Here is a 25,579-nt window from a genome sequence, read left to right on the forward strand (position 1 = left end):
ATGTCTGCAGGTAATTGGAGCCAATTCCCGCTCGGGGTTCAACTCCCAACATCAGCAACGCCACCGATGATTGATATACCAGTATCAAGTTGCATGGTGGCACATATGACGCCAAGCTGGATACCTGAACGCACGAAATACCCCATGAGTTTATTTACCTATGCACCATTAATTAATGGACAACAAACCTTTGCCGCCGTTGCGGAAGCCATTCGAAAATCGAAAAAAAGTATTGATATTATTACATGGGGCTTTCAGCCCTCCATGTATTTTGAACGTAGTTCGAATGCCCGAGAAGGTCAATATCCGATGATTGGCGAGTTGTTAGAGCAAAAGGCCAATGAAGGTGTGCAAGTGCGTGTACTTGTGTGGTTTGATCATGTGGGAAAACATTTTGAGAAAAGCTTTCCCGGTTGGGGGAAACAAGTGATATCGCCATCTCAACTCAATGATTTTCTTGTCTTTGGTGCAAAGCTCGATTATCAAACCCAAAAACAATATCAGTTTGATATCGCTTGGAACCGTAAAGTTCATATGGGCCTTGTCAAAAACTTGTCAGTACGGACTCGTGATATTGCAATGAGTATACCTGATTCGCGATTAAAAGATGTTACGGCGCGAACCAATCATCAATTTTCGAGTCAAGAAACTGAGCTAAGTGCTCGCTGGGCTGCTTTAGCGGCTGGTTCAACGCATCATCAAAAAGCGGTTTTAATCGATTATGAAGAGCCTGAAAATGCGATTGGTTTTGTGATGGGGCACAATATGCACTCGGAATATTGGGATCAAGATGCACATGCCATCACTCGTCATAAGGAAGAGTCATGGCTTGGTCGCGATGGCGTAACGGCGTGGCAGGATACCTCAAACTGTGTGTATGGTGAGCTACTGTATGATTTAAATGATAACTTTGTTTCAGCGTGGAAAAAAACAGACGGGTTCTTCGCCAGTAAAGGTGACGATGTAGATCAGCTTGCACAGAGAGAAGGCCGTTCACGATGTGACTATATCCCGACACCTGAGCATATCAAAAAACTCAACGCCCATTACACCTTTTTAGCGAATAATCCTTTAGTTCCTACGGGCGGGAAAATTTGCCGAACCCAGCCACAACACGATGAATACGATATATTAAAAGCCTATGATCATGGTGTTAAACATGCCCGTAACTACATCTATTTTGAAAACCAATATTTTCGTTTGTCATCTATCGCGACCAATTTACGGAATATGGTTGAAGAACGAAACCGACGTTTTTTACAAGCTGCTGAAACTGACAGCAAATTACAAGGCATTAAGCCACCTCCGTTCTATCTTTTTGTTGTCACTAATTCAACGGAAAAACCCTCTGTAGGGAGTTCTAATGAGGTAGGCGGCTATCAAACTTATAAGATGCTAGAACAACTTGGTCGTCGAGATTTAATGAAAGAGCACGTTTACGATCAGTCGTACAAACCTAAGTCGGGTTATTGGGGGATCTATATCCCAGATGAAAACATCAAAAGCCCTGATGATATCCAACCCGAAAAAATAGAGGGGCTAGAAACAATGATCTGTACTCTTGTTTCTCCTGATTCGGATAGATGGCAGCAAGTGTATGTACACAGTAAATTAACCTTAGTCGATGATACTTTTTTAATCCAAGGCTCTGCTAATATTAATTTACGTAGTATGGCATTTGACAGTGAAATAGCCGTGATATTGCAAGATACCGATGATTTTCCAATTGTAAGACCGTTAAGAGAAAAGTTATGGGGATTACACAAAAGAACAGGGGGTGTTTCAAGTGATCTGACGAGCGAATTTGAATCATGGAATGATCTTATAACCAAAAATAAATTAAATAAAAAAAACGAAAAAAAGCCAAAAGGCTCAATAATTTCTTTTGAAGATAAAACTATCAGCCTAAAAAATGCGGATTAATGGATGAGTGTAGAGATAAAAATCACTTTATTATTGGGATTTATTTTGCTAATGGGCTGTAAGCCTATTGATAAAAAGGACGTTACTGTGACTCAAAAAAACGAACCCGATTTAACCTTTATCTGTGTGTATGAAAAAGACACGCTACCGCCCGTTGATCCAGAAGCCGATATTTGGTTTAAACAAGCCCGTGAACTTGAAAAAGTGAATAAATATCAACGCGATTATGCCAAGATTGGTGAGCTCTACCGTAAAGCCGCAGAGCGAAACCATCCTAAAGCCATGCTGAACTTAAGTAACTTAATCAGTTATGGCAAAATCCCCCCAATTGGAGGGAAAGGCCCTGCTCAGGAGGTATGGAACATTATCCGAAAAATGGCTAAATTAAACATCAGCTATGGTTATTACCAAATGGGGCATTATCTGGACACTGGTTATGGTGTAGCCGCAGACAGAACAAAAGCATTAGCTTATTTTAGGCAGGCTGCCGATTTAGGCAGCCCAGAAGGACAATATGTTATTGGTGATATTTTCCTTTCAAAAAGATTGGACAATATGCAAATTAATCCAGCGTATCATCCTGAAATAGGTAAAAAAATGCTAGACTGTGCCGCTAAACAAGGGAATGGAGAAGCCGCATATCAATTAGCTACATATTACCAAGACGTAGACAATAACTTAAGTACAGCTTTGAGCTATTATCAGATAGCGGTAAAAAATGGATCTAGAACCTCAGCATCGACTTTTATGGAGGCATTTAAGCCGGATATAAAAGAAAGTTCTATTTACTATCTACCAATAACCCCAGATCTTAATCGTTCAGTTCGTTATGAAGCTATTGTAAGTGAAATTAGAAATAACCCCGAGGCACGCTTTCCCGATATCGATAAAATCGTTCCACTTCCCCCTGCCGAACTCCCTGAATGGGATGGCACGTTTGAATATAAAAAACAGGCAGAGGGGCAATAACCAAGATGAATCTCTCCTTTTTATCTCATCATCAATCCGTTGCTCGCGGCATATTTAAATGCGGTGCATTGATTTGTAGCATGTTGATGCTGAGTGCTTGCAACCCAATGGATAAAAATGAAGAGCCGCCAATTCAAAAAACCGAACCCGATTTAACCTTCACCTGCGTGTATGAAAAAGACACATTACCACCCGTTGATCCGGAAGCGGATATTTGGTTTAAACAAGCCCGTGAGCTTGAAAAAGTGAATAAACATCAACGAGATTATACCAAAATTGGTGATCTCTACCGCAAAGCCGCGGAGCGTAATCACCCCAAAGCCATGCTTAACTTAAGCAATTTAATCAGTTATGGCAAAGTGCCACCAATAGCAGGAAAAGGTCCCGCACAAGAGGTGTGGGATATTATTCAAAAAATGGCTAAATTGAATATCAGCTATGGTTATTACCAAATGGGGCATTATCTAGACACAGGTTATGGTGTAGCTGCTGATAGAACGAAAGCGTTAGCGTATTTTCGTCAAGCTGCGGATTTGGGTAGCCCCGAGGCTCAAAATGCCATTGGAAATATTTTTATCTCGAAGCGTTTATCAGACAGAGATAACCCAGCTTATCGCCCTGAAATTGGAAAAAAAATGCTTGAATGTGCAAGCAAGCAAGGAAATGGAGAAGCTGCGTATAATTTAGCGTTTTACTTACATACAGTTGACAGAGATTTCAATGGAGCTTTAAAAAACTATCAGATATCCATTCAAAATGGATACTGGATGGGAGCATCTATATTAAGCCAGTCATTTGATCCTAGCACAACTCAAAAAGATTATTATTATCTTGGTGTTAAACCTGATGCCGCTCGCTCAGCCCGTTATGAAGCAATTGTCAAAGAAATGGATGCTTCTGACGAAACCGCCTCATTCCCCGATATTGATAAAATCGTTCCGCTACCACCTGCTGGACTCCCGGAATGGGATGGCACGTTTGAATATAAAAAACAACAGGATAACCAATAAAAGGATCTTAACATGCGCGCACTTGTTCGATTAGGTGACAAAACTACTCATGGCGGCGAAGTGATCTCCGCTTCTGGTTCGGTGATGTACGGCAAACCGATAGCTTTAGTGGGAGATAAAGTCAGTTGCCCTAAAAAAGGTCATGGCGTTAATGCCATTTTACCCGGTTCAACGCGTATTTTAATATCCGGTCGTCAGGCGGCACTCAATGGTTTTCAGACCGAATGTGGTTGTACATTGATTGCGAGCTTATCATCGTCGGGTGAACAATCATGATAAGCTGGAAAATTCCGTCTTTAGATCATCCACCTAAGCCTAAATTACCTCGCTTGATGCTTTGGTTGTTTTTGGCTGTGATTATTGGTGCTATCGGATTTGGCATAGGTGCTTATTTATCTTCAATTGGGGTATTGTCTAGTGAAGTCAGTAACAACCAAATAATCGCTTTATTTGTTGTTCTTCCCGTGATTGCTATTTTGTTTATTCGTCTATTGGCTTATTCGATAGTGTCATATGACCATCGGCAGTTTACTGATATGCTCGATGATGCACGCCAAGAATGGCGCTATTGGGCAGGAAGGTATTTAGGCATTTTAGCGCATACACGATTGACACAATTTGATGAAGAAAAACAAACAAATGTTGTTTTGTCTTCACTGCCGCCGAATAAAGACAATATATTGCAATTAAGCGCCTTCAAATCACTTTCTTTATGGGAGAAACAGGAAATGGCGGTGCAAAAGTTACTTGCCCCCATTGCTGAATATTACCATCAACATGCTCTTACTCAGCCAATTACCCTATATTGGCAAGCTGAAGATAATGAGGCTAATTGGCAGGCTCTCATTCAGCAGGAAGCCACGCGCTTATCATTAGAGCTTGAATCTGTTGAAACATTGCCATACAAATCACTCAGCGAATGGCTGTTAGCACTGTATGAAAATCCCTTTGAACCTAAGTTATACACTATTTTAGCTTTTCAGTTAGACTCAACGGCGAGTGAAGAAGCCACTAGTCTATTACTTGCGCCTCAAGGCTTCTACGAGCGTTTAAGAGTACCTATCAAAGCAAAGCTCCTGCGCCCAATATCTACGGATAAAGAGTCGTTTTCTGATACATTGAAAACACAATGTGAATTTCAATTACCGGGTCACCAATTAAATTCAGTGTGGCATAGCGGGATCACAGATAAAAACAAAAGCCAATGTATTGAAAGCTATGTACAGCAAGATATTCATTGTCTCTTAAATCAGTTTTATGATGTCGATAACTTTTTCGGTAAGGGTGGGATTGCTCGGCATAGTACCACCTTGTCCTTGGTCAGCGATAATCCCGAAAACCAACTGATAGTCTGCCAAGAACACGATAACTTATTGTTACAACAAATAATATGTTAATAAGCTAATAAGAGGTGATTGTTATGAGTGATAAAATTCGTCATGCCATTGAGTACTGGGCTAGCCGCCCGACATGGTTTAGTTCCCATCCCATGGATGTCAAAGAGCTTAGACAAGCTATCAGGAACCTAAAAAAAAATATCACCGCCTCCGACTTTACTAGAAATAAAAGAAGCGATTCATTTTTATGTCGATGATGCACCGACTCTATTAGGCACCCCCTCAGATTTATCACAAGCAGTCCATGAATTTGCTGTCAAGATCTACAATAAGCTTTAAAGGTATAATTCTATTTTCGACATAATTAACTATGCTGTTCCACCTCGTCACCATATTGGTTCTAGCATTCTACTAGAACCTGCTAACATAAATCATTATCACCACAGTAAAAAAAATCTCAGATATATATTATCCCCTTGAATAGCTATCATTTTCTTTTATTTCAAGGAGTAACATGCATCAGTTCTCTCACTTTAAAACCCTTCAATCGACTCTACCGGCTTCATGAGCAATAACGCTCAATAGATAACTCATCTACTCTAGCGCCACCTAGATTTGCCCAAAATGCTATTGTTGAAAGTACATCTTTTTCGCTTGTTGCGACAAAAAGAGTTATGAAAGATGTTTGGTTCCATAAACCACTTGCTTTATAAACCGATTTTTTCATTTTCACTCCAACTAACTACATCTAATAACCTTATGAATAAACGGCCTTATCTCCGCTATAAAATATGTAGTTATATGATGGGAACGATTTTATTTTTTCCAAGTGTGTACGTTTCATACTTTCATCACCTCACACCAATGATTTAATTTATCTCTAAAAAATTCCCGATGTGCTTCAGGTACTTTTTCAATTTCAACCTGTACTCGCTCTCTGTAGATTTTTCGATTTTTCAGTTGCCTAATTAGACTGTTAGCGAATAAATCAAGCTGCTCCAGTTCGCGATATTCTTCTGGCCATAAAGCAGAATTCTGGGGAAGTCCATTAGGTAAATATTTACCTTACATAAACTTGTTTTAAAGTAGCGAGGGATACAACCTCTGTTATTAGAAGATGAAATACTCATTTCATGAAGAATGCGGTAATCCAAGTAACATCTATATCATTTTGTTGAAATAAATTGAACATATCAATCAAATAACTCCCCTTTACTAATAACCACTACCTGCAATAATCCCATCTCGATATAATACACAAAGGAAACTATAACATGACTAAATTACACTTATTATTAGTAATTGCTGTATTTGGAAGTGCAGCTGGAAATGCCTTAGCCTCTACGAATGATGAGGGCTATTATGGTGCTGCAAGGCTCTCGAAGGTATGGCAAAAAGCAGATAATATGGATACCAGTAGTAGACCTGGTATTGGTCAATTTGTCTCGGGTGATGATAAAGATGATTTTTATAATGGCTCTTTAGCTGCTGGCTATCAATTTGGTAATGGTTGGCGTACAGAAGCAGAATATACTTTCAATAAAAAGGCAGAATATACAAGTGGATCAACCACTTTTCCGACCAGCTTGAATCACCATAAAACAGAGTCCCAACGATTAATGCTAAATGCTTACCGTGATTATGAAATTTATCAGGGAGTTTCTATTTATGGAACCGTTGGTGTTGGTATCGCAAAAGTAAAATCGTCTGGATGGCAAGGAAATGTTTCACGTCAATACGCAAGTAACACTGATACAAACTTGGTATATTCTCTCGGTGGCGGCGTCAGCTATGAACCTATTAATAAACTCAATTTTGACTTAGGCTACCGTTATGTGGATCTAGGTAAAATCGAAAGTGGCATGAACCGATTTGCTAATGCTCGAGGCTTACAAGACGAGCAAATGAAAGCACACCTTAAATCTCAAGAAGTTGTATTTGGTGTCAGATACTTATTTTAGTATTTTTATAGTGTTATCTCATTGGTATTGTCTCAAAAATAGCTAACTCTTGTTAGCTATTTTTAATTGTGGTGGACACGCTCAATTTTTGCCATTATTGCTCGGCTACTGCGTTATATAACGTAGGTATCTTTCACGAATAGCTGTCTATGAAAACAACAAGCCGTGTTTTTCTTTTTAAGAAATTCAGATTAGGTGCGCTATTGGCTTTTTCTAGACGCGTAATGTTCATTGAAGTACCTACAGCGCCGAACTCAGAATAAAATAAAAAGTGTCTAAAAATACAGGAAAAAATATAATAATAGCTATACCTCAAGATATCATTTTGATATTTTTTGAAAAGAGAAATGATGTAGACCTTTTCGCATTAAGATAAGGCCAAACATAACTTTATGATGCATAACCTGAAATAAACTATGAAAACATCTTTACTATCAAATAAGACCACGTTAATCGTAATAATAGGATGGCTATTACTTTATTACGTAACAGGTGAAATCTCCGAAATACTGACACCAGAGAACTCAGATATTTCTGTTGTTTGGTTTCCTGCGGGGGTCGCAACAACCGCTTTTTTATGTATGCACAAACGCCAATGGCTACCATTACTGATTGGCTTCATTGTATTAAACTTAATTCTGAATGGCTTTGATAGTGAGCAAATCACCCTTTCACTTATATACGCCGCTCTGGCAGTACTTTCTTGTATTGCTATTGCTTGGATTGTCCGTAGGTATGCTCAACGAGGAGATGATCTGCAACTAATATTGTTATGGCTATCGGCAACAATAATTGTCAGTTTTGCAGATGCAGTTCTATTTTCTATCAGTTTGTATTGGCTTGATAATACATCACTTAATGATATTTTTTGGGATGGTTTTATTGCTGATATTACTGGCAACATCTTTGCCACAACAGTGATTATGGGGCTAATTAATACCCATTTCAAAAGGGTGGTGCCTTCTTTCAAAATTAATATAGTTTGGGGAAGTATTGTTTTTATTCTTCTTATTATTAGCACTATATTAATATTCAATGATACTGCGATACAGATATACCATTCCTATTTTCATCATCATCGTAATACTGCTAAATTATCGCTACTCTGTATCCCTATTTTGCTTGCTGTTACCCTGTCTATGCTGTGGGGAAACAGAGGGGGATCAATAGCACTATTAATACTTGCCACTATTACAATCTATTACACTCGTAATCAGCATGGGCCTTTTTATCTTCATGGCCTATTTCGCCATGAGTCACTGTGGTTAATACAGGGATATTTGACCGTCATATCATTATTAATGGTTTTTTTACGAGTTGTCGCTCGAAGTACTCATAGAATTGATGACACACAAGGAGCTTATAAACCGCAGCACCTAGTATATCAACTTAATCTAGATAATGGTGCTATAGAATGGGGAAATACAGATTGTTCATATCCGAAGGCTGATTTAACAACCCTTTCCGATCTAAGGCAAATTATGGAATCTATTCATCCTGACGACCGAGAAAAACTCGCTCGACATTGGGAGCAAGAGCAAGCTCATACCACTCTTCCAATAATAACCTTTTGTCTGAAAGATAAAGAAGGTCGTTGGTGGAATATAGAAGATCGTGGAAGTGTTATTTTTAGTCATAACAAGCCAGTAATGATTGTTGGGAATTGGTTTATTTTGGGTGAAGTATCCTAAAATTGATGTAATAACAAAGGATAAGTGATGCTACAAATTGCATTATTACTTTTCGGTGCCGAATTTATCAGAGGAAAAGCACATTACCTCTGGGGGATTGGGCTCCTTTGGTGTTTTATTGGTATATTTATTTTCATTGATGGTGTTGATGGTATTCTTTTTTTTCCAATACATTTGTTTGGTATTCTATTGTTACTTGAAAGTCTGATCACATTAAGTGTCGCTTCAAGCGGAATTGGAACACAAAAAACGATACTTTTCTTTAAAGGTGGTCTATTTTTGTTCTGTGCATTGGTTATCTTGATTAATCAAACATATAGCAATGTATTATTGTCAGCAATGTTCGGTTTTGTTTTTTTTATTACCGGATTATTTGTTGTTGCATCAGCTTGGATCGTACGTTTTCCTGGATGGCAATTAATCCTATTATGGGGCGTAATTGAAATGCTGTTTGCCTTTTTTCTGTTTACCCATCACCAAGCAACAATTTCTTTTTTTATCGGTTTTTTGATGATAGGAAGTGGATTTGGATGCCTGAAGTTAGCATTTCGAGCCCGTCATATCCAACGAGGAACATCCATATTTGAACTGATGCGTCCTTTACCTGTGTCGTTTAAGAAAAAAGGGGCAATGCGACCCATAACAGAGACCCCACAATCTTCCACTATAAGTAGAGAAACTGAACAAGATACTATTTTGACTGTTCATATCTGGACCCCCGAAGGCTCCGCAAACCAACGCCCTGTACCACGGCCAATTATTAATCGTTATATTGCGGCTGTTGATTCTGAAGGAGTAATCTCGACGGGGCATGCATCTCTAGAACTCTACCCGCACCTCTATATCAGCTTATACCCTGAAGAAGATATTGATCGTTCTCCATCAGAGTTTTTCAGGCTACTAAAAGCAACCGCTGATAATAATGTTCCGGGGCGTTTCTTGCTTAATTATCAAACTGAAGCATCCGAATGGTGTGAATCTGACAGACAGATTGTTTTCAATGTTTATAACTATGCTTCTTTATTGAGTTTTTGGGAAAAATATCGCCAATACCCTATTTATAACCTAACATACCAAAACTGCTCCAGCAGTGTTGCATATGGTTTGGAGGCTGCATTAGATGGTGTTTTGTCTATGCAAAAGAGAAGTGATTTTATCGGGATTTTAAATGTACTTTGCATGCCAGAGTTATGGATTGCGGCTCAAATTCGTCGGCGTGCACTGATGATGGCATGGACCCCTGGATTAATTATGGATTATGCACGTGCTTTGCGGGCTATTGTACACCCAGTTCCAGTCCCTTGGTATAAACGCTTACTTAGGCGTTGAGTTTCATAGCCATTAGACATTTTTATCTCAAACATAGTTTAAAATTGTCATTTTGGAATGTTTGCTAAATAAGTTAAAGAGGTTTTTATGCTGAAAGTGTACGCAATCTTAATGGTGTCTATCATAGCTGAAACAACCGCGACAACCATGATGAAGGCGTCTGATGGGTTTACTAAGTTGGTACCCAGTATTATTGTCGTTATTGGTTATGCCATTTCTTTTTATGGATTATCCCAAGTTGTAAAAAGTATGAATATTGGTATCGCCTATGCGATATGGGCTGGAGCGGGAATATTTCTTGTTTCAGCATTATCATTTTTTGTTTATAAACAGAAACTTGATTTTCCAGCATTAATTGGTCTAGCATGCATTGCGCTGGGAATTGTTATTATCCAGCTGTTCTCTAAATCAATTACTCATTGAGTGTCGAAATTATTCAACAAGAATGGATTAAATAACGACATTAAGTTGCACACGTAACAAGATACATACCGACATTGAAACATTTTTTGTTACACCACGCTGGTGGTGTAACATCACTAGGAGAGGTATCCTCTCCTTTTAACTGATTCTATCAAGCAGTATAGCTTTCCGGTTCACTCCCCCTCGTCGCTTTTGCTTATCCGTATTACAAAGAAAAAATCATTATTACAGCCTCTGTGCCGAAATATATTTCATAAAGGTTATAGATTATACCAACTCATTAACCTCAGACCATCCATCGCAGAGATTATGATGAGCAACGATATTGCGTAAAATCAATCCATTGACCGCAGCTATCATGGCTACGTTTTGCGGCATCAATAAATGCCATCCCCTGTAGGCCAGTTTCAATACCTGGTAATAACGGTGATGCACCGCTTCCCTCGCGTAAACGAGTTGCCGCCTCACGATAAACCTGAGCAAAACCCTCTAAATATCCTTCGGGATGCCCGGCTGGAACCCTTGACATCGCACGGTTTTCCTCCCATTGAGACATTGATCCCCGTGTCACACAATACATTGGCGAATCAAACGGTTTTAACCATAACTGGTTAGGATTTTCTTGGGAAAATGAAAGACTCCCTTGGCTGCCATATATGCGTAGTCGCAGCCCGTTTTCTTCACCACAGGCCACTTGGCTCGCCCATAGACGCCCTTTTGCTCCGTTGTGATAACGCATTTGCACACGCACATCATCATCTAGCACTCTTTCAGGGATCATTGATGTGAGTTCAGCACGAATGGACTCTGGTAACATCCCTGTGACGAATGAAGCTAACTGCCACGCATGAGTACCGATATCGCCGATACAGCCCGCCCCCGCTTTTTTTGGATCGGTACGCCAATTCGCCTGCTTGTTTTCAGTTTCCTCTAATCGTGTTGCTAGCCATTGCTGCAAATACTCCACTTCAATATAACGAATTTCGCCTAGTTCCCCTGCTAATATCCGGCTGCGCGCTTCGCGAATTAGCGGATAAGCACTGTAATTATGCGTGAGAATCAGTTGCCTACCCGTTTCTCTCACAACATCGGCAAGCTGCAAAGCTTCTGAGTATGATGTACACAATGGCTTATCACAGATCACGTCGATACCTGAGCGCAAAAATTCAACGGCAATAGGGGCATGCAAGTGATTAGGCGTGACAATCGCAACCACATCAATGCCATTACCACGTGCCGCCTCGCTTTGCGCCATTTGCTGATAGCTAGCGTAGCATCGTTCAGGCGCAAGGTGCAGCCGTTGCCCTGTACGTTGACAATTTTGCTCGTTCGAAGAAAATGCGCCTGCGACTAACTCAAACTCATCATCCATACGAGCCGCTAATCGATGCACTGCACCAATAAATGCACCTTCCCCACCTCCAACCATTCCCAGCTTTAGTCTCATCGCCTTATCCTTTATTTATCACTCACGATCCCAAGTAACGCTCTGATTTGTTGAAGATTAGTATCTACCGCTGCAAAATCATCAAAGGCATGATCAACCGCTGGAATAATATGATTGGCGATAAAATCAGCTCCCTCTTTCGCCCCGACATCTGGAGATTTAAGGCAACACTCCCATTCCATTGTGGCGATACCGGAAAAACCGTACTGGGTTAATTTGCTGAAAATAGAGACAAAATCAATCTGGCCATCCCCTAACGAACGAAAACGCCCTGCGCGCTCAACCCATGATTGATAGCCACCATAGACACCGCTACGGCCATTTGGTGAATATTCCGCATCTTTGACATGAAATGCGCGAATGCGTTGGTGATAGCAATCAATAAACGCGAGATAATCCATTTGCTGGAGCAATAAATGGCTTGGGTCGTAGAGAATATGGCAACGCTGGTGGTTATCGACAAGGCCGAGAAAACGCTCAAATGTCACGCCATCGTGTAAGTCTTCCCCTGGATGCAACTCGTAACACACATCAACGCCACACTCGTCAAACACATTCAGAATAGGCAACCAACGCAGCGCAAGTTCAGTAAATGCTTCATCAAACAGTTGTGCATTGTGAGGGGGCCAAGGGTAAAAATAAGGCCACGCCAGCGCGCCTGAGAAAGTCACGTGCGTAGTTAGCTTTAGGTGCTGCGAGGCTTTTGCCGCTTTGATGAGTTGCTCTACCGCCCACTGCTGGCGCTTTTGAGGATTACCTCTAACACTCGCTGGTGCAAAACCATCAAAAACCGTGTCATACGCTGGATGTACCGCAATTAATTGGCCTTGTATATGGGTCGATAACTCACTGATCTGAATACCATATTGCTGTAACATGGCAACCAGCTCATCGCAATAAGTTTGGCTTGTGGCGGCCAAATCTAAATCAAAGATATGTGGGTCGATCGTTGGCACTTGGATATGGGTAAAACCTAGGCTTGATGCCCATTCAGCGAGGCCTTCTAATGAGTTAAAAGGGGCTTTTTCGCCAATAAATTGTGCCAAAAAGATACCGGGGCCTTGGATTGTTTTCATGACTCACTCCCTAAAATCACGGTGCGCTGTGTACGCACAGCTTCATCCGCAGCAAGAACAATTCGCAAGCTATTGAGTGCGTCTTGTAAATGCTGTTCTAATGAAAATTGTTCCGTAATCGCTTGAACAAAATAACGTTGTTCACTTAGGCACAGCGCCAAATGGTCTGGCTCGTCTTGGCAGTCAACCCAACGGTCGGGATGCTTAAAGGCATTGTTTTTATCAAGCTCTGCATAGTGAATACGTAAAGAGTCAGTGCGCGTGTGCCCATCGACATTGTCACTATTTCCCTCTCCATGGCGAGCCATTATCGAAACCGCACCTCGAGGGCCTATGACATCTTTGATAAAATACGCCGTTTCGCTGATCATTGGCCCCCAAGCCGCCTCATACCAACCCACTGAGCCATCATCAAAACGAACCTGTAATTGACCATAGTTATACATGTTGTCTGGTAATTCATCGGTCAATCTTGCGCCAATAGCGCTGACACTCACTGGTTGAGCTTGTGTCATTTGGCACATCACATCTAAATAATGAACGCCGCAGTCAACTATCGGTGATAGTGATTGCATCAAGTTACGGTGTACATTCCACATCTGACCATGGCTTTGTTGATTCAAATTCATTCTCATCACTAATGGCTTACCCAGCTCATGAGCTAGATGAATGAATTGTTGCCACGATGGGTGATGACGCAAAATATAACCGACCACCACTTGTCGATGGGCTTGTTTAGCCGCAGCAATGACACGCTTAGCCCCTTCAACCGTAGTGGCTAATGGCTTTTCAATAAACACATGACAGCCTGCCTTGAGTGCTAGCAATGCATAAGCTTCATGAGTATCAGGGTATGTCGTTAAGCAAACCGCATCTGGTTGCGTTGCTTTTAATGCCTGTTCGTAATTATCAAACGTGGCATATTCACCACCTAAATGTTCATTGAGAATGTCTTTTGAATGACCACGAGCCACCAGCCCGCAGATATCAACCCCTTCCATTCGGTGGTAAGCCTCTGCATGAGAGGCTCCCATATTGCCGCAACCAACGACTAAGACGCGTAAATTAGCCATCTTATTTCCCCTCCACTGGCTTTTCTTTATAGTTGAACGCGAAGAAGAACAATGCGGCAATCAGTAACGCACCTATCGCTGGGTACCACCAGAAACTTTGCCATTGTGGCAGAGCCGCTGCGCCTTCCGTTGTAACAATGCTATTGAACAGCATGCCACTGATTTGTGAACCAATTAACATCCCCACGCCATAGGTAAACAAAACCAACAAGCTCTGCGCCTGCCCTTTTACTTTCTCGCCAGCAACTTTGTCTGTATAGATAAAACCAATAACAAAGAAGAAGTCATAGCACATACCATGTAAGAAAATGCCGATATAAATCATCCAGCGCAGTTCTTCAGCGATCCCTAAGGCAAACATGACATAACGTAAGCACCAAGACAGCATCCCAATGAGTAACATCACTTTAATGCCAAGACGCGCAAAGAAGAAGGGTATCAATAACATAAAGAACAGTTCTGACATCTGCCCTAAAGACATCACGCCACCAACGTTAGTAAACCCTGTCGCTGCAACAAATGGCGCCGCATAGGCATAGTAAGCCGCCAATGGGATGGAGATCAGCATTGCACAAATGATGAAAACTAAGAAATGACGTTGCTTAAGCATGGCAAACGCATCCGCACATAACAAGTCGCGCATTGCTACAGGCTTACCCCGTTCTGGTGCTGGCGTGTGTGGTAATGTAAAGCTGTAAATCGCTAATACCAACGAAGCCGCTGCCGCCAAGGTAAAAATTTCTGTACTATCTGATAACCCTGTTGAACCGACAATCAACCCCGCGACAATCCAACCAAATGTACCGAATGCACGCACAACTGGGAACGCTTTCTCACTGTTCGGTAAACTATAAAAGGCAACGTTGTTACTAAGAGCAATAGTTGGCATATAGCAAAGCATATAACCAAAGATTATCCATAATAGACCGCTATGACCCCCCGTAAAGTAACTTGGGATCATCCATAATAAAGCAGCACCGATGAGATGCAGCACGCCAAGCACTTTTTGTGATGCAAAGAAACGGTCAACCACCATCCCTAGTACAAAAGGAGATAAAATAGAGGCGATGGGTCCTGTCGAATAAGCATCACCAATAATTGCTGATAAGCCATATTTCCCCATGACAACCCCTAGCGTGACATACCATGCCCCCCACACAAAAAATTGAAGGAACATCATTAACGCCAATCGCGGTACTACCCATACATGGGCAGTATTTTTACCGCCTTGAGCAAGACTATTTGTACCCATAAGACCCCCAATAATTTCTATTTTTTATTAGCCACTTTCAGGTAAAAAGGACGGCATAACCACGCCGCTTGGTTTCTGCGCATAACCTTTGGCTTGCGCAAGATGCAGTTCACAAATTCGACCGCCCCATCGCAATAGCGCTTGGCATAGTGCGCTTCGCTCTGTGGGAACTAAAACTACTGGCGTCGCACCACGATGATGTTTGTCTAACATCCAACCGAGTAAATCCAGCGCTACCTCATCACGATAGCTGCAGCCGGGTCCTAGCATCCTCGATGCGGGGTGTGCGATAGAGGCAAGATAACCTTCGATGCGCTGGTTATGCTCCCAGACTGCAATTCGCCATAACCCGCTGGTGTCATTCAAAAAATATTCAATATCCCGCTGACGACTAATACCCAATAAATCCGCTTCCAATTGTAAAATAGCCGGTAAGTCTTCGGTTCGAGCATCTCGCACAATTCCTTCGGTCAAACGAGGGAGATTTACGCCTTGCTCTGGTACTGAAATCGCCATATCTTGGTAAATTGCATAAGGTGTAAAACCGCCGCGGCGATAAAGAGAATAAGAGTCTAAATTCAGGGCACTTGAAATTAAGCGAATGGGGATATTTCCTGCTAATTCATCTGCTTTGGACAATAATTTCTTTGCAATACCCTGTCCAAATGCATTGGGATGGACATTCATAATCCCAAGACCCAAATGGGTTTCTCGTGGGTGAAAAAAACACGAGCCAAGAATATTAAGTTGTGAATCACGGGCTACCCAGTGGTAGTCGGGATCAAGTTGTTGGTATACATCAACAAATAAATGGCACTCTTCAGGCGCAGACTGAAATATTTCGCCTAAACCATGTTGCTGGTACCAGACATTCGTTGAGTGATAAATCAAATGCGCGACTTCACTCCGATCAGTGTATTTCGCAAGCTGTAGTTGTATATCCATTCATTACCTCTCATGTTTTATTGTTTATAAAATGAGGCTTTTCACTAAATGGCAGCTAAACTCAAAAATGAAATCGATTACATTTTTACTGAAATCGATTTCATTTATAAAATATAGCCAAATTGTTTCTTTCAGCAACTAGCTGAATGGTTCAATAATGACCTAAAAGATAAATTTGCAATCTGCATCACAAGTTGCTTGTATCAATCGTACTTTTCATCACGATGTTGCATACTGTAGATGGCAATAGACAAAAGGAAAAGTGAACAATGTCGATAGAAAAAGTGGCGAAAATCGCAGGAGTCTCTGCCGCAACGGTTTCACGGGTATTGAATGATCAACATATTGTCAAACCGGCAACTCGCGATAAAGTTCTCGCCGCCATCGCTCAGTGTAATTATCAGCCTAATTTATTAGCGCGCCAACTACGCACCTCGCGTAGTCGCATGCTATTAGTGTTAGTGTCTAATATAACTAACCCCTTTTGTTCACTGGTTGTACGAGGTATTGAAGAAGAAGCGGAACGCCACGGCTATCATATTTTGTTATGTAATTCTGAATCCAATCCAACGCGTGAATCCGCTTATCTGAGTTTACTCAGAGGTAAGGTTGTTGATGGCGTCATCACTATGGATGCAGTGAGTTGTTTGCCGGGACTTACTGATATGATTGGGGATTTTCCGTGGGTGCAGTGTGGTGAGGGGGATCCTGAATTTCGTGCGTCTTCGGTTACTATTGATAATTTACAAGCCGCTAGCGCTGGCGTTTATCATTTAGCAGCGAAAAATCGCCAACGCATTGCATTAATTAACAGTGATATGCGTTACCTCTATTCGCAGCAACGGGAACAAGGGTATCGAAAGGCCCTCGCTGAACTTGGCTTTGAGTATTGTAAAATCGAATATGTAGAAGAATTAGATTACACCGCGGGGGCGAAGGCCATGGAAAAGTTACTGCAAAATGCGCCCAAACCCGATGCCGTATTCGCGATTTCTGATGTCATTGCAGGCGGTGCAATGAGTGTTTTGCATCAGCAAGGTTGGCATATTCCGAATGATATTGCCGTGTTAGGGTTTGATGGTGTGCCCTTCGGTCAAGTAACTACGCCGCCATTAAGTACTATTGTACAGCCGATGCATCAATTTGGCATCCGTAGCGTTCAACTGCTTCTCAATAAAATTAAGCACCCGAAACTCGATGACAGCCATGAAATCCTCGAATGGCAATTAATTGAGCGTGGCTCAACTTAACTCACCTTTTTATTTCCATTCTGGAGCTGTGATATTGAAATAATACGGATAAGATAAATACTACTATTTTCTTTTCGTATTTATATTTTTTTATGGCCATAGCGATATGACCTGACTTATCAATATTAGTTAGGTCTCCTTGAATAGCGATTTGGCTAGCCATATTTATACCATAAATTATGACTTGATTTTATTCATCGCCATCAGCAATAAAAAATACCCACCACCTAAAATAGCGACAAATATTCCAGCAGCTATCTGTGTTGGATAAATAATAATTTGTCCTAGCCAATCTGCCCAAACCATTAATATACTGCCGATCAACCCACTAATAATAAGTTGTTGTTTCGCCTTTTTAGCGCCAACTAAAAAAGCCATATGGGGTGCAACTAAACCAAGAAATGCAATAGGGCCAACAGTAGAAGTGACAAAAGCACACAATAATGCAACTAAGATTAATAGCAATATAGTCGCTAATTGTGAATTTAGTCCTCTTCCCTGTGCAAATGACCGACTAATTGATAATAAAACTAGCCAACGATTTAACGTGATCGCTAATATAGCTAACACAACAATACTGATTGAAAAAATAATGGCCTGTTGCCCTTCCACACGATAAGTTGACCCTGAAAGCCATAATAATATCCGATAGCTACTCAATGTACCTTGAGCTAAAAAGAACTGAACAAAAGCTTCTAACGTTGCCGTTAGGCAGATCCCTGTCAAAATTAAGCTTGCTGGTGCGTATTGATGTCGTTTACCTAGGTACAACAATAGCCCTAATACAATCAGGCTCCCGATTAAAGCAATACCCCAAAATGAGGTTTGAATAGCAGTGCCTAATAGTAAACTAAATAGAACAAGTGCCGCTGTAGCACCTGAAGAAACCCCTAAAATATCTGGGCTGGCCAACGGGTTATAAATAATTCTTTGTAATAAAACGCCTGCAATACTCAATGCTAAGCCAGAGAATATAGCCGCTAATAAACGAGGCCATTTAATATCCCATTGAAAACTTGATGGCAGTTGCCAATAATATTGTTCACCATTCGTTTGTAAGCAAAGTGAAAATACAACTCCACTTGCTAACAATAAAATAAGAATACATACCGTGGTTTTGGAAAGTATTATTTTTGTTGGTAATAACCCTATCGATAATTGATCTTGGGCTGTCATTGCTCGGCGGCTAAACCAGATCAATAAAGGAGCGCCAATAGCAGCAGTCATTACCCCCGTAGGAACCACAATATTAAGGTAGTTTGTTAGTGCGATAGCCCCGCTGTCTGCAAGAAGCAATAAAATCGCGCCTACAACTGCACTGTTTAATAGCTCTTGCCTTGCACTCATATTCGCCATTCGCCGTACTATATTTGGGGCTAATAAACCAATAAAACTAATAACCCCTACAGTTGAAATAGTCGCCGCCACTAACCAAGATGCTAAAACAATAAAAAGTAAGAAAGTAGGTAAAACGGATAAGCCACGAGCTTTAGCCCCCTCATGACCTAATTTCAATAATGTCAAAATACGAGGTGCAAAACAGATAATAATAATGATAGGGAACAATAAAGGTAATAAACCAACCACTTTTTGCCAGCCATCTTGCGCTAGATTTCCTGCTCCCCACATAAAAATGTTTTGTGCAAATTGAGAATTTAATGTAATTAATGCAGTCGCTATAGCACCAAACAAAATATTGATGACCATTCCCGAAACAACCAACGGAATGCCTGTCATATTGCGAATACCTGCAATTAATATTACCAACCCAAATGCAAGTAATGCTCCCACCATCGCAGCTAGCGTTTGATATAACCCAATCTCATTACTAAACCAAATATTAACTACCACTAATGCTAACCAAGCACCGGATGATGAACCTAAGGTCAGTGGTGAAGTAAGATTATTTTGTGTTAATTGCTGCATCAAACTGCCCAATAAACCAAAAGTCGCGCCCACTAATAATGCCATAGCAAGGCGTGGTAATTGGCCATATAAATAAAAATAATCAGCAAACGTATCGGCTGAAGCAGGATGAATAATTAAAAATAATTGTTGACTGAGTATAACCCCAGGTTCGAGCTGAAGATTAATCAGCGCAAATACCATTAATACAAAAAATAGTATTGAGTACTGTTTAGTTGTCATTATGAGGAGCAACCTGTAATAAGCTTTCTGTTAATGCTTCCGCCATTAATTGCAAGGAGAATACACCACCATAATTCCAAACGGGACGAACACTATTTACCCGCCCTTGCTTAACAAAGGGCATCGACTGCCATAAAATAGAATCATTTAGTTTTTTTTCTTCTACAAATGGTTTGATATATAACACGTACCCGTCATTAATAAATTGTAATGAATTTATTCGTCTCTGTTCTATTCCCCAAGCACGTGCGGGAACTAAAATTGCGGGCTTTAATGCAAGCTGTTCAAGAACATAATTTAGCGTTGAGTTCTCAGTATAAAGAAAAATAGTGCTTAAACTTGAAAACCGGATAACAGCAATATCTGGTTTCGTGGAAAAAGCTCGTTCAAGCTGTGATCTTAATTCAGCAAAACGTTTATCCATTTTCATTAGATATTCATCAGCAAAAGAGGTCTTGTCAAATAAGCGAGCCAACGTTTTAAAATGCGCAATGGCTACAAGCCCTGAGTCATCTTGGCGTGCAAAATTTGATAAATAAACGACTGGCGCTATTTTTTCCAATAAAGGCAGTAAATCTTCTTGCGCGCTACTTGCAATAATAACATCAGGTTTCAATGCGGCAATTTGCTCTAAATTAGGTTCAGCCCGGGTTCCTACCTCTTTGACTGAAGAAGGAACAACAGGGTCAACAACCCATTGCTGGTAACTCTCTAATTCCGTGGCGCCAACAGGTGTGACTTCAAGGGTTAATAGCTGCTCCAGTAAATCCCAATCTAAAACCACAACACGCTGAGGCGGCGAATTGAACTCGATAATGCCACGACTGTCCGTAACAGAATAAGCCCGTGTATAAAATGAGCATAATAATGTACTTGTTAATAAAATAAGGCCAAGCAAATTGACTTTTAAGCGCATACGATAGCAACCCTATGATGTTCTGACTCTGGAAAATTAGGGTGTGGTATTAACTTAATCGGGGTATCGTAAAGTGACGATAGCCTTGCTTCATCATGAAGAAGAACACTTTTTCCCTCAAATTCTATTTTCCCTTTTTTTAATGCCACGATGTGTGTTGCATACCGTAAAGAAAGGTTGAGGTCATGAAGGATCACAATCACACCAATCCCATGAACTTTATTAAGCTCACTCAATAAATTCATTAACTGGTATTGATGGTGAATATCTAATGCAGAAGTCGGTTCATCCAGTATTAAAACTGGTGATTGTTGAGCAAGTAACATGGCAACCCATGCGCGCTGGCGCTCTCCACCAGACAAGTTGTCTGCTAAGTTCGCGGAAAACCCCTCAACCCCAGCTTTCTCCATCGCTTGTTGGATAATAATTTCATCGTCAGCTTGCCAGCGACCAAGTGCACCTCGCCACGGAAAACGCCCTAACCGCACAAGTTCTTTCACAGACAGCCCCGCTGAGGCTGGCAGTTTTTGTGGTAAATATGCGATTTTTTGCGCTAATTCTTTCGTTTTATATTGAGAAAGACTCGTGCCATTTAAATCAATTTGCCCGCTATCCGGTGCCATCTGCCCAGAAAGGAGATTAACCAGTGTAGATTTTCCTGAACCATTATGACCAAGAACCACTGTGAGTTCTGTTGTGGGTATATTTAACGAATCTATAGATAAAATAGAACGATGATCGCGAACGATATTAATATTTGCTAATCGAAACATAGAAAGGACTCAAGGCATGCCAACATTATTAGCATGCCTTTTTTAAAATTACCAAGTGTACTTTGTTTGTAACACAAATGAGCGCGATTGGCCGTAATAGCACCAGGTATCACAGGATGAAACATACTCTTTATTGAGGATGTTATTCATATTGAACTGGAACTGCCAATTGTTCGATAATTGATATATCGCGGCCATATCCCAGAGCGTCGCACTAGGAACAGAAAGGTTGCTGCTTGCTGGGTTATCCTTTGATTGACCATAATAGCGAATACCAGTTCCGAGTTTTAACGACTGGTTACTCACGATTGGAATTTCGTAGTCAGTCCAGACAGTCGCCATATGTTTGGGGATCATACCAGCCTGTTTACGTCCCTTACCACCTGTTTGATCTGTTTTCGCATTGGTATAAGTGTATGTCGCTTTAATATCCCAATTATCAGTAACACTTGCAAATAGTTCTGTTTCTATACCTTGTGAAGTGACTTTACCTGTTTGTGTTGCAACAGGGTGTTCAGGAGTTGTGACTAACGCATTTTTTTGTTCGATATCGAACCAAGCAATATTCCAATAACCATCCATAAAATAAGGTGTATATTTGATACCTGCTTCAAATTGCTCACCTTTAAGTGGTTTATACAGTTTTTGGGTTGTTGGGTCGATTGTCGATTGAACTTCAAAAGATTGAGAGTAATTTAAATAAGGTGAAATGCCATTGTCAGCAATATACATTAAACCCGCATTTAAACTCATCTGCCCATCATTTCTAGACTCATCTTCTGCTTTTTTATGTGCTTTATTTTCAGTTTTTACCCAATCATAACGTGCACCAACGACCCCAATCCATTTGCTATCAAGCTTTGTTTGGTATTGTGAATAAATACTAGCTTGTGTTTTATCAATAGTGCGATGAATGTTATTTGATGGGTCAAGTGGGGTATAGTGCCCATAAACTGGCTTCCAAGGGTTAATTTTACCAAAAGCATAATTATCCTGTTCATCGCCTTTGGTTTGATGATATTGGAATTCAATACCCGCAAGTAAGGTATTTTCAAACCGCTCACTATCCCATTCACCGACGATATTGTTATCAAAACTAAAACTTTGGTTTTTACCATCGCGAAAAACAATACCTTGCCCCAATTCCTGCACGGTAGGGTCTGCATTAAAGAAAGCATAAACACTTCTGAGTGTTAGGTCGTTGTAACCATAATTTACACGCTGCGCAAAACGCCACTCATCATTAAATTGATGTTCTAATAAATAACCCACTGAGAACTGAGTCCGCTTGTATTTATCGTAATCAGGCTCACCTAAATTGGTTGATGGCTTAATTTTACCGTAATTAGAGTGAATTAATGTTCCCGCCGCTGGGAAAAAAGGATTCGTGGGCGTACCATCATCGTGCAGATACGTTCCCATTAACGTAAGTACAGTCTGATCAGACAAGTCAAATGCCGCACTTGGCGCCAGATAAATACGTTTATTATCTGTGTCTTTGAGCTCCCCATCTGATTTTTTCATCGTTCCAACTAAACGGTAGCGGGCACCTGCATCGGCTGACGCCGTAGAAAGATCAAAACCTAGCGCTTGGTGATCGTTATTACCCGCTTCTAAAAATATTTCATTTTTAGCATTAATAGATGGTTTTTTCGTTACTAAATTAACAGCGCCTCCAGGAGTGGATTCGCCAAAGAGAACGGCTGATGCCCCCTTCACGACTTCAATACTTTCCAACCCATAAGGCTCAAGCAACCAAGTATAGTAGCCATCTCGATATAACCGGCTATTATCTATATAGGTTGCGGCATCAAAACCGCGAACTTTGAACCAATCAGTATCATTATCAGCCCCGTAAGGCTGTGCAACAACCCCCGAAGTATAACGAAGTGCTTCATCAATTTTTTGCGGAGCATGTATAGTCAAATCTTGTTCCGTAATAATCGAAACAGATTTTGGCGTTTCTTGCAGCGCAGTATTCACTTTGAGTGCTTGTGCACTGACAACGAAAGAGTCTTGTTTGTCGCTATTTTGTTCATTTGCCATGGATTGGTTTTGAACAGCCAGCGCTAACAAGGTGAAAATGGCAACCTGATGTAAACGAAATAAACCTAAATTTTTCACAAAATAGTTCCAATGATAATAATAATAAGTCTCAGTATTATTCCTAAAAATAAGTCAAATTAAAATCAATTTGGCATATTTACTTATAACAAATAGTTATTAAAAAAATCAATTTAGACACAATTAACCATACATAAAGAAGGGAGATTATTAAGCGAGAATAACGAAAATGATTTCGATACTAATGTTAGGTCATTATTTAAGTTAATAAATGCAAAAAATAAGGCGGGAGTGTTCCTTCCCGCCTAGTGCTATCATTTACTTATCAGGTTGTTAGAAATATTGCACTACCAGAACAACGCATATAACACACACAAGATAACCATAATTGCGTAGGATGCGATATTGAAACCTGTCGACGTTTTAAAGGTCTCGGACGTTAAAATAATCGCCCCCTCACAGTCATCTTCTTTTGCCGTTGTCAGGCTAATTAAACCAATCACGACTGCAGTAAAGAAGAAGGTGTACATCATTTGGTCAAGGAATGGCATACCTAACGGCATCAGTTTTAAGAATAGCGCAAACGGAATTGAGAGCAGCACACCGATAATCGCACCTTTTGCATTGGTTTTCTTCCAAAATAAGCCTAGTAAGAATACCGCTAAAATACCAGGGCTAACTAACCCCGTATACTCTTGAATATATTGAAAAGCTTGCCCAATGTTACCTAATAATGGTGCGATAAAACATGCCACAATTAACGCAACAACTGCACTAATCCGGCCGACATTCACTAGCTTATGATCCGCGGTTGATGGAGCAATGTATTCTTTGTAGATATCCATGGTGAAAATAGTTGCCACTGAGTTCAACATGGAAGCTAAAGAAGAAACGATAGCTGCAGCTAATGCCGCAAATACGACCCCTTTAGCGCCGACAGGTAAGAATTGAGTTAACCATGGGTAGGCTTTGTCCGCTTGGGCCAGTGTTGGCATATGCTCTTGTGCCATTGTTCCTAATCCCGCCAGTAATGCAGGGTCAGAAACAATCACAAATGCAGCAATACCCGGTACAACAACAAGGATTGGGACAATCAGTTTGAGAAATGCCGCAAAAACCAAGCCTTTTTGCGCTTCATTAATTGATTTGGCCGCTAATGCACGTTGAATAATATATTGGTTGAAGCCCCAGTAATATAAATTGGCAACCCATAGTCCGCCAATTAATACGGCAATACCGGGTAAATTGCTAAATTGCGGGTTGTCTTGGCTTAAAATCATTTCAAAATGTGCAGGCGCTTCACTTGCCATACGGCTCATACCCGCGAATAAACCCGCATCACCACCAATATAGCTCACCGCCATTATTGTGGTTAAAAAACCGCCTAAAATTAAAAAGAAAACTTGTACGACATCCGTCCACGCAACCGCAGATAGCCCGCCATAAAGAGAGTAAATCACTGCAAATAATGCTAAACCAAAAATAGCATAATGCATTGGAATGCCTAGGATTGTCTGTAATGCTAACGACCCTAAATAGAGAACTGAAGTTAAATTAACAAAGATAAATAATGCTAACCAGAATACGGCTAAGATCGTTTTTAACGTTTTATTAAAGCGTTTTTCAACAAATTCTGGAATAGTAAAAATACCTTTATCAATAAATACGGGCATAAAGTATTTTGCGACAATAATCAGAGTTAGTGCTGCCATCCATTCATAGGATGCGATGGCCAAACCAATTGAAAAGCCAGAGCCGGACATACCAATAAACTGCTCTGCAGAGATATTTGCCGCAATCAGTGAAGAACCTATCGCCCACCAAGGTAATGTTTTTCCTGCCAGAAAATAGTCTTTTGTACCTTTTTTTTGTCCTTTTTTATCTCGAGAAACCCAAAGACCCACACTAATAATGATAAGCACATACAGAATGAATATTCCGTAATCTAATGTGCTTAACCCAACCCCTTCAGTTTGCATAATCAAATTCCTT

Annotated in this window: 22 protein-coding genes; 10 read left to right on the forward strand and 12 right to left on the reverse strand. The window is 40.7% G+C overall.

The window, feature by feature from the left end:
* Genes PR725_RS09475 through PR725_RS09495 form a run of 5 tightly spaced genes read left to right on the forward strand, consistent with a single transcriptional unit; the run spans position 1 to position 5,299 of the window.
* Entirely contained in the window at positions 1 to 1,923 is a 1,923-nt protein-coding gene (locus PR725_RS09475) for a phospholipase D-like domain-containing protein (protein ID WP_272568707.1), read from the forward strand.
* A gap of 3 nt (positions 1,924 to 1,926) precedes the next feature.
* Entirely contained in the window at positions 1,927 to 2,892 is a 966-nt protein-coding gene (locus PR725_RS09480; protein ID WP_109913294.1) for an SEL1-like repeat protein, read from the forward strand.
* A 5-nt stretch (positions 2,893 to 2,897) separates the two neighbouring features.
* Positions 2,898 to 3,902, forward strand: a complete 1,005-nt coding sequence (locus PR725_RS09485) for an SEL1-like repeat protein (protein WP_272513322.1) — start codon at positions 2,898 to 2,900, stop codon at positions 3,900 to 3,902.
* A 12-nt stretch (positions 3,903 to 3,914) separates the two neighbouring features.
* A complete protein-coding gene (locus PR725_RS09490) occupies positions 3,915 to 4,178 on the forward strand; it encodes a PAAR domain-containing protein (protein WP_006662595.1) in 264 nt (87 codons plus the stop codon).
* Positions 4,175 to 5,299, forward strand: coding sequence for a hypothetical protein (locus PR725_RS09495; RefSeq protein WP_272568712.1), 1,125 nt, complete (start codon positions 4,175 to 4,177; stop codon positions 5,297 to 5,299). Before PR725_RS09490 ends, PR725_RS09495 begins: the two co-directional genes overlap by 4 nt.
* A 502-nt stretch (positions 5,300 to 5,801) precedes the next feature.
* Here the strand turns inward: PR725_RS09495 and PR725_RS09500 are convergent.
* Positions 5,802 to 5,966, reverse strand: coding sequence for a hypothetical protein (locus tag PR725_RS09500; RefSeq protein WP_164528577.1), 165 nt, complete (start codon positions 5,964 to 5,966; stop codon positions 5,802 to 5,804).
* A gap of 547 nt (positions 5,967 to 6,513) precedes the next feature.
* Between PR725_RS09500 and PR725_RS09510 the strand changes: the two genes are divergently transcribed.
* The 4 genes from PR725_RS09510 (at position 6,514) to PR725_RS09525 (ending at position 10,643) form a co-directional block, all read left to right on the forward strand.
* Entirely contained in the window at positions 6,514 to 7,200 is a 687-nt protein-coding gene (locus PR725_RS09510) for an outer membrane protein (RefSeq protein WP_004912887.1), read from the forward strand.
* Between the two features lie 416 nt (positions 7,201 to 7,616).
* Complete coding sequence (locus PR725_RS09515; protein ID WP_109913149.1) at positions 7,617 to 8,891, forward strand: MASE1 domain-containing protein; 1,275 nt, start codon at positions 7,617 to 7,619, stop codon at positions 8,889 to 8,891.
* 27 nt (positions 8,892 to 8,918) lie between these two features.
* On the forward strand, positions 8,919 to 10,220 hold the full coding sequence (locus tag PR725_RS09520) for an HdeD family acid-resistance protein (protein ID WP_272568716.1): 1,302 nt from the start codon (positions 8,919 to 8,921) through the stop codon (positions 10,218 to 10,220).
* 90 nt (positions 10,221 to 10,310) lie between these two features.
* The gene (locus PR725_RS09525; RefSeq protein WP_371021498.1) at positions 10,311 to 10,643 is read left to right on the forward strand and encodes a DMT family transporter; all 333 of its coding nucleotides are present in this window, start codon (positions 10,311 to 10,313) and stop codon (positions 10,641 to 10,643) included.
* A gap of 307 nt (positions 10,644 to 10,950) precedes the next feature.
* Here PR725_RS09525 and PR725_RS09530 read toward each other — a convergent pair whose 3' ends face one another.
* Genes PR725_RS09530 through PR725_RS09550 form a run of 5 tightly spaced genes read right to left on the reverse strand, consistent with a single transcriptional unit; the run spans position 10,951 to position 16,436 of the window.
* Positions 10,951 to 12,090 (reverse strand): Gfo/Idh/MocA family protein, encoded by a 1,140-nt coding sequence (locus tag PR725_RS09530; protein ID WP_196723813.1) that lies wholly within the window; start codon positions 12,088 to 12,090, stop codon positions 10,951 to 10,953.
* An 11-nt stretch (positions 12,091 to 12,101) separates the two neighbouring features.
* Complete coding sequence (locus PR725_RS09535) at positions 12,102 to 13,166, reverse strand: sugar phosphate isomerase/epimerase family protein (RefSeq protein WP_211889394.1); 1,065 nt, start codon at positions 13,164 to 13,166, stop codon at positions 12,102 to 12,104.
* Positions 13,163 to 14,239 (reverse strand): Gfo/Idh/MocA family protein, encoded by a 1,077-nt coding sequence (locus PR725_RS09540; RefSeq protein WP_272520651.1) that lies wholly within the window; start codon positions 14,237 to 14,239, stop codon positions 13,163 to 13,165. Before PR725_RS09540 ends, PR725_RS09535 begins: the two co-directional genes overlap by 4 nt.
* A gap of 1 nt (position 14,240) precedes the next feature.
* On the reverse strand, positions 14,241 to 15,491 hold the full coding sequence (locus PR725_RS09545; RefSeq protein ID WP_004912906.1) for an MFS transporter: 1,251 nt from the start codon (positions 15,489 to 15,491) through the stop codon (positions 14,241 to 14,243).
* Positions 15,492 to 15,518: 27 nt separating this feature from the next.
* Positions 15,519 to 16,436 (reverse strand): GNAT family N-acetyltransferase, encoded by a 918-nt coding sequence (locus PR725_RS09550; RefSeq protein WP_110732086.1) that lies wholly within the window; start codon positions 16,434 to 16,436, stop codon positions 15,519 to 15,521.
* A gap of 269 nt (positions 16,437 to 16,705) precedes the next feature.
* On the opposite strand from PR725_RS09550, the gene PR725_RS09555 reads away from it, so the two are divergent.
* Complete coding sequence (locus tag PR725_RS09555) at positions 16,706 to 17,686, forward strand: LacI family DNA-binding transcriptional regulator (RefSeq protein ID WP_004912912.1); 981 nt, start codon at positions 16,706 to 16,708, stop codon at positions 17,684 to 17,686.
* Between the two features lies 1 nt (position 17,687).
* Here the strand turns inward: PR725_RS09555 and PR725_RS09560 are convergent, their stop codons facing one another.
* From PR725_RS09560 to PR725_RS09585, 6 genes are all read right to left on the reverse strand, one after another.
* Entirely contained in the window at positions 17,688 to 17,849 is a 162-nt protein-coding gene (locus PR725_RS09560) for a hypothetical protein (protein ID WP_162598875.1), read from the reverse strand.
* Positions 17,850 to 17,863: 14 nt separating this feature from the next.
* Positions 17,864 to 19,834, reverse strand: a complete 1,971-nt coding sequence (fhuB, locus tag PR725_RS09565; RefSeq protein WP_110732087.1) for a Fe(3+)-hydroxamate ABC transporter permease FhuB — start codon at positions 19,832 to 19,834, stop codon at positions 17,864 to 17,866.
* Positions 19,824 to 20,750 (reverse strand): ABC transporter substrate-binding protein, encoded by a 927-nt coding sequence (locus tag PR725_RS09570; RefSeq protein ID WP_117162494.1) that lies wholly within the window; start codon positions 20,748 to 20,750, stop codon positions 19,824 to 19,826. Before PR725_RS09570 ends, fhuB begins: the two co-directional genes overlap by 11 nt.
* Entirely contained in the window at positions 20,741 to 21,523 is a 783-nt protein-coding gene (locus PR725_RS09575) for an ABC transporter ATP-binding protein (RefSeq protein WP_109913142.1), read from the reverse strand. The genes PR725_RS09570 and PR725_RS09575 overlap by 10 nt, the downstream gene beginning before the upstream one ends.
* 48 nt (positions 21,524 to 21,571) lie before the next feature.
* On the reverse strand, positions 21,572 to 23,647 hold the full coding sequence (locus tag PR725_RS09580; protein WP_196719345.1) for a TonB-dependent siderophore receptor: 2,076 nt from the start codon (positions 23,645 to 23,647) through the stop codon (positions 21,572 to 21,574).
* A 287-nt stretch (positions 23,648 to 23,934) separates the two neighbouring features.
* Positions 23,935 to 25,566 carry a sodium/sugar symporter gene (locus tag PR725_RS09585; RefSeq protein ID WP_036958441.1) on the reverse strand — a complete coding sequence of 544 codons (1,632 nt, stop codon included), beginning with the start codon at positions 25,564 to 25,566 and terminating at the stop codon, positions 23,935 to 23,937.
* Positions 25,567 to 25,579 lie beyond the last annotated feature (13 nt).

This window comes from Providencia sp. PROV255, assembly GCF_028478065.1.
Classification (GTDB): domain Bacteria; phylum Pseudomonadota; class Gammaproteobacteria; order Enterobacterales; family Enterobacteriaceae; genus Providencia; species Providencia rettgeri.

Excerpts from the sequence above, each read along its gene's own strand:
- PR725_RS09510 (WP_004912887.1), top strand. The coding sequence starts at position 6,514 with ATGACTAAATTACACTTATTATTAGTAATTGCTGTATTTGGAAGTGCA.
- PR725_RS09520 (WP_272568716.1), top strand. The coding sequence starts at position 8,919 with ATGCTACAAATTGCATTATTACTTTTCGGTGCCGAATTTATCAGAGGA.
- PR725_RS09560 (WP_162598875.1), bottom strand. The coding sequence starts at position 17,849 with ATGGCTAGCCAAATCGCTATTCAAGGAGACCTAACTAATATTGATAAG.
- PR725_RS09570 (WP_117162494.1), bottom strand. The coding sequence starts at position 20,750 with ATGCGCTTAAAAGTCAATTTGCTTGGCCTTATTTTATTAACAAGTACA.
- PR725_RS09485 (WP_272513322.1), top strand. The coding sequence starts at position 2,898 with ATGAATCTCTCCTTTTTATCTCATCATCAATCCGTTGCTCGCGGCATA.
- PR725_RS09555 (WP_004912912.1), top strand. The coding sequence starts at position 16,706 with ATGTCGATAGAAAAAGTGGCGAAAATCGCAGGAGTCTCTGCCGCAACG.
- PR725_RS09575 (WP_109913142.1), bottom strand. The coding sequence starts at position 21,523 with ATGTTTCGATTAGCAAATATTAATATCGTTCGCGATCATCGTTCTATT.
- PR725_RS09500 (WP_164528577.1), bottom strand. The coding sequence starts at position 5,966 with ATGAAAAAATCGGTTTATAAAGCAAGTGGTTTATGGAACCAAACATCT.
- fhuB (WP_110732087.1), bottom strand. The coding sequence starts at position 19,834 with ATGACAACTAAACAGTACTCAATACTATTTTTTGTATTAATGGTATTT.
- PR725_RS09475 (WP_272568707.1), top strand. The coding sequence starts at position 1 with ATGTCTGCAGGTAATTGGAGCCAATTCCCGCTCGGGGTTCAACTCCCA.
- PR725_RS09550 (WP_110732086.1), bottom strand. The coding sequence starts at position 16,436 with ATGGATATACAACTACAGCTTGCGAAATACACTGATCGGAGTGAAGTC.
- PR725_RS09545 (WP_004912906.1), bottom strand. The coding sequence starts at position 15,491 with ATGGGTACAAATAGTCTTGCTCAAGGCGGTAAAAATACTGCCCATGTA.
- PR725_RS09535 (WP_211889394.1), bottom strand. The coding sequence starts at position 13,166 with ATGAAAACAATCCAAGGCCCCGGTATCTTTTTGGCACAATTTATTGGC.
- PR725_RS09495 (WP_272568712.1), top strand. The coding sequence starts at position 4,175 with ATGATAAGCTGGAAAATTCCGTCTTTAGATCATCCACCTAAGCCTAAA.
- PR725_RS09530 (WP_196723813.1), bottom strand. The coding sequence starts at position 12,090 with ATGAGACTAAAGCTGGGAATGGTTGGAGGTGGGGAAGGTGCATTTATT.
- PR725_RS09585 (WP_036958441.1), bottom strand. The coding sequence starts at position 25,566 with ATGCAAACTGAAGGGGTTGGGTTAAGCACATTAGATTACGGAATATTC.
- PR725_RS09490 (WP_006662595.1), top strand. The coding sequence starts at position 3,915 with ATGCGCGCACTTGTTCGATTAGGTGACAAAACTACTCATGGCGGCGAA.
- PR725_RS09515 (WP_109913149.1), top strand. The coding sequence starts at position 7,617 with ATGAAAACATCTTTACTATCAAATAAGACCACGTTAATCGTAATAATA.
- PR725_RS09540 (WP_272520651.1), bottom strand. The coding sequence starts at position 14,239 with ATGGCTAATTTACGCGTCTTAGTCGTTGGTTGCGGCAATATGGGAGCC.
- PR725_RS09480 (WP_109913294.1), top strand. The coding sequence starts at position 1,927 with ATGAGTGTAGAGATAAAAATCACTTTATTATTGGGATTTATTTTGCTA.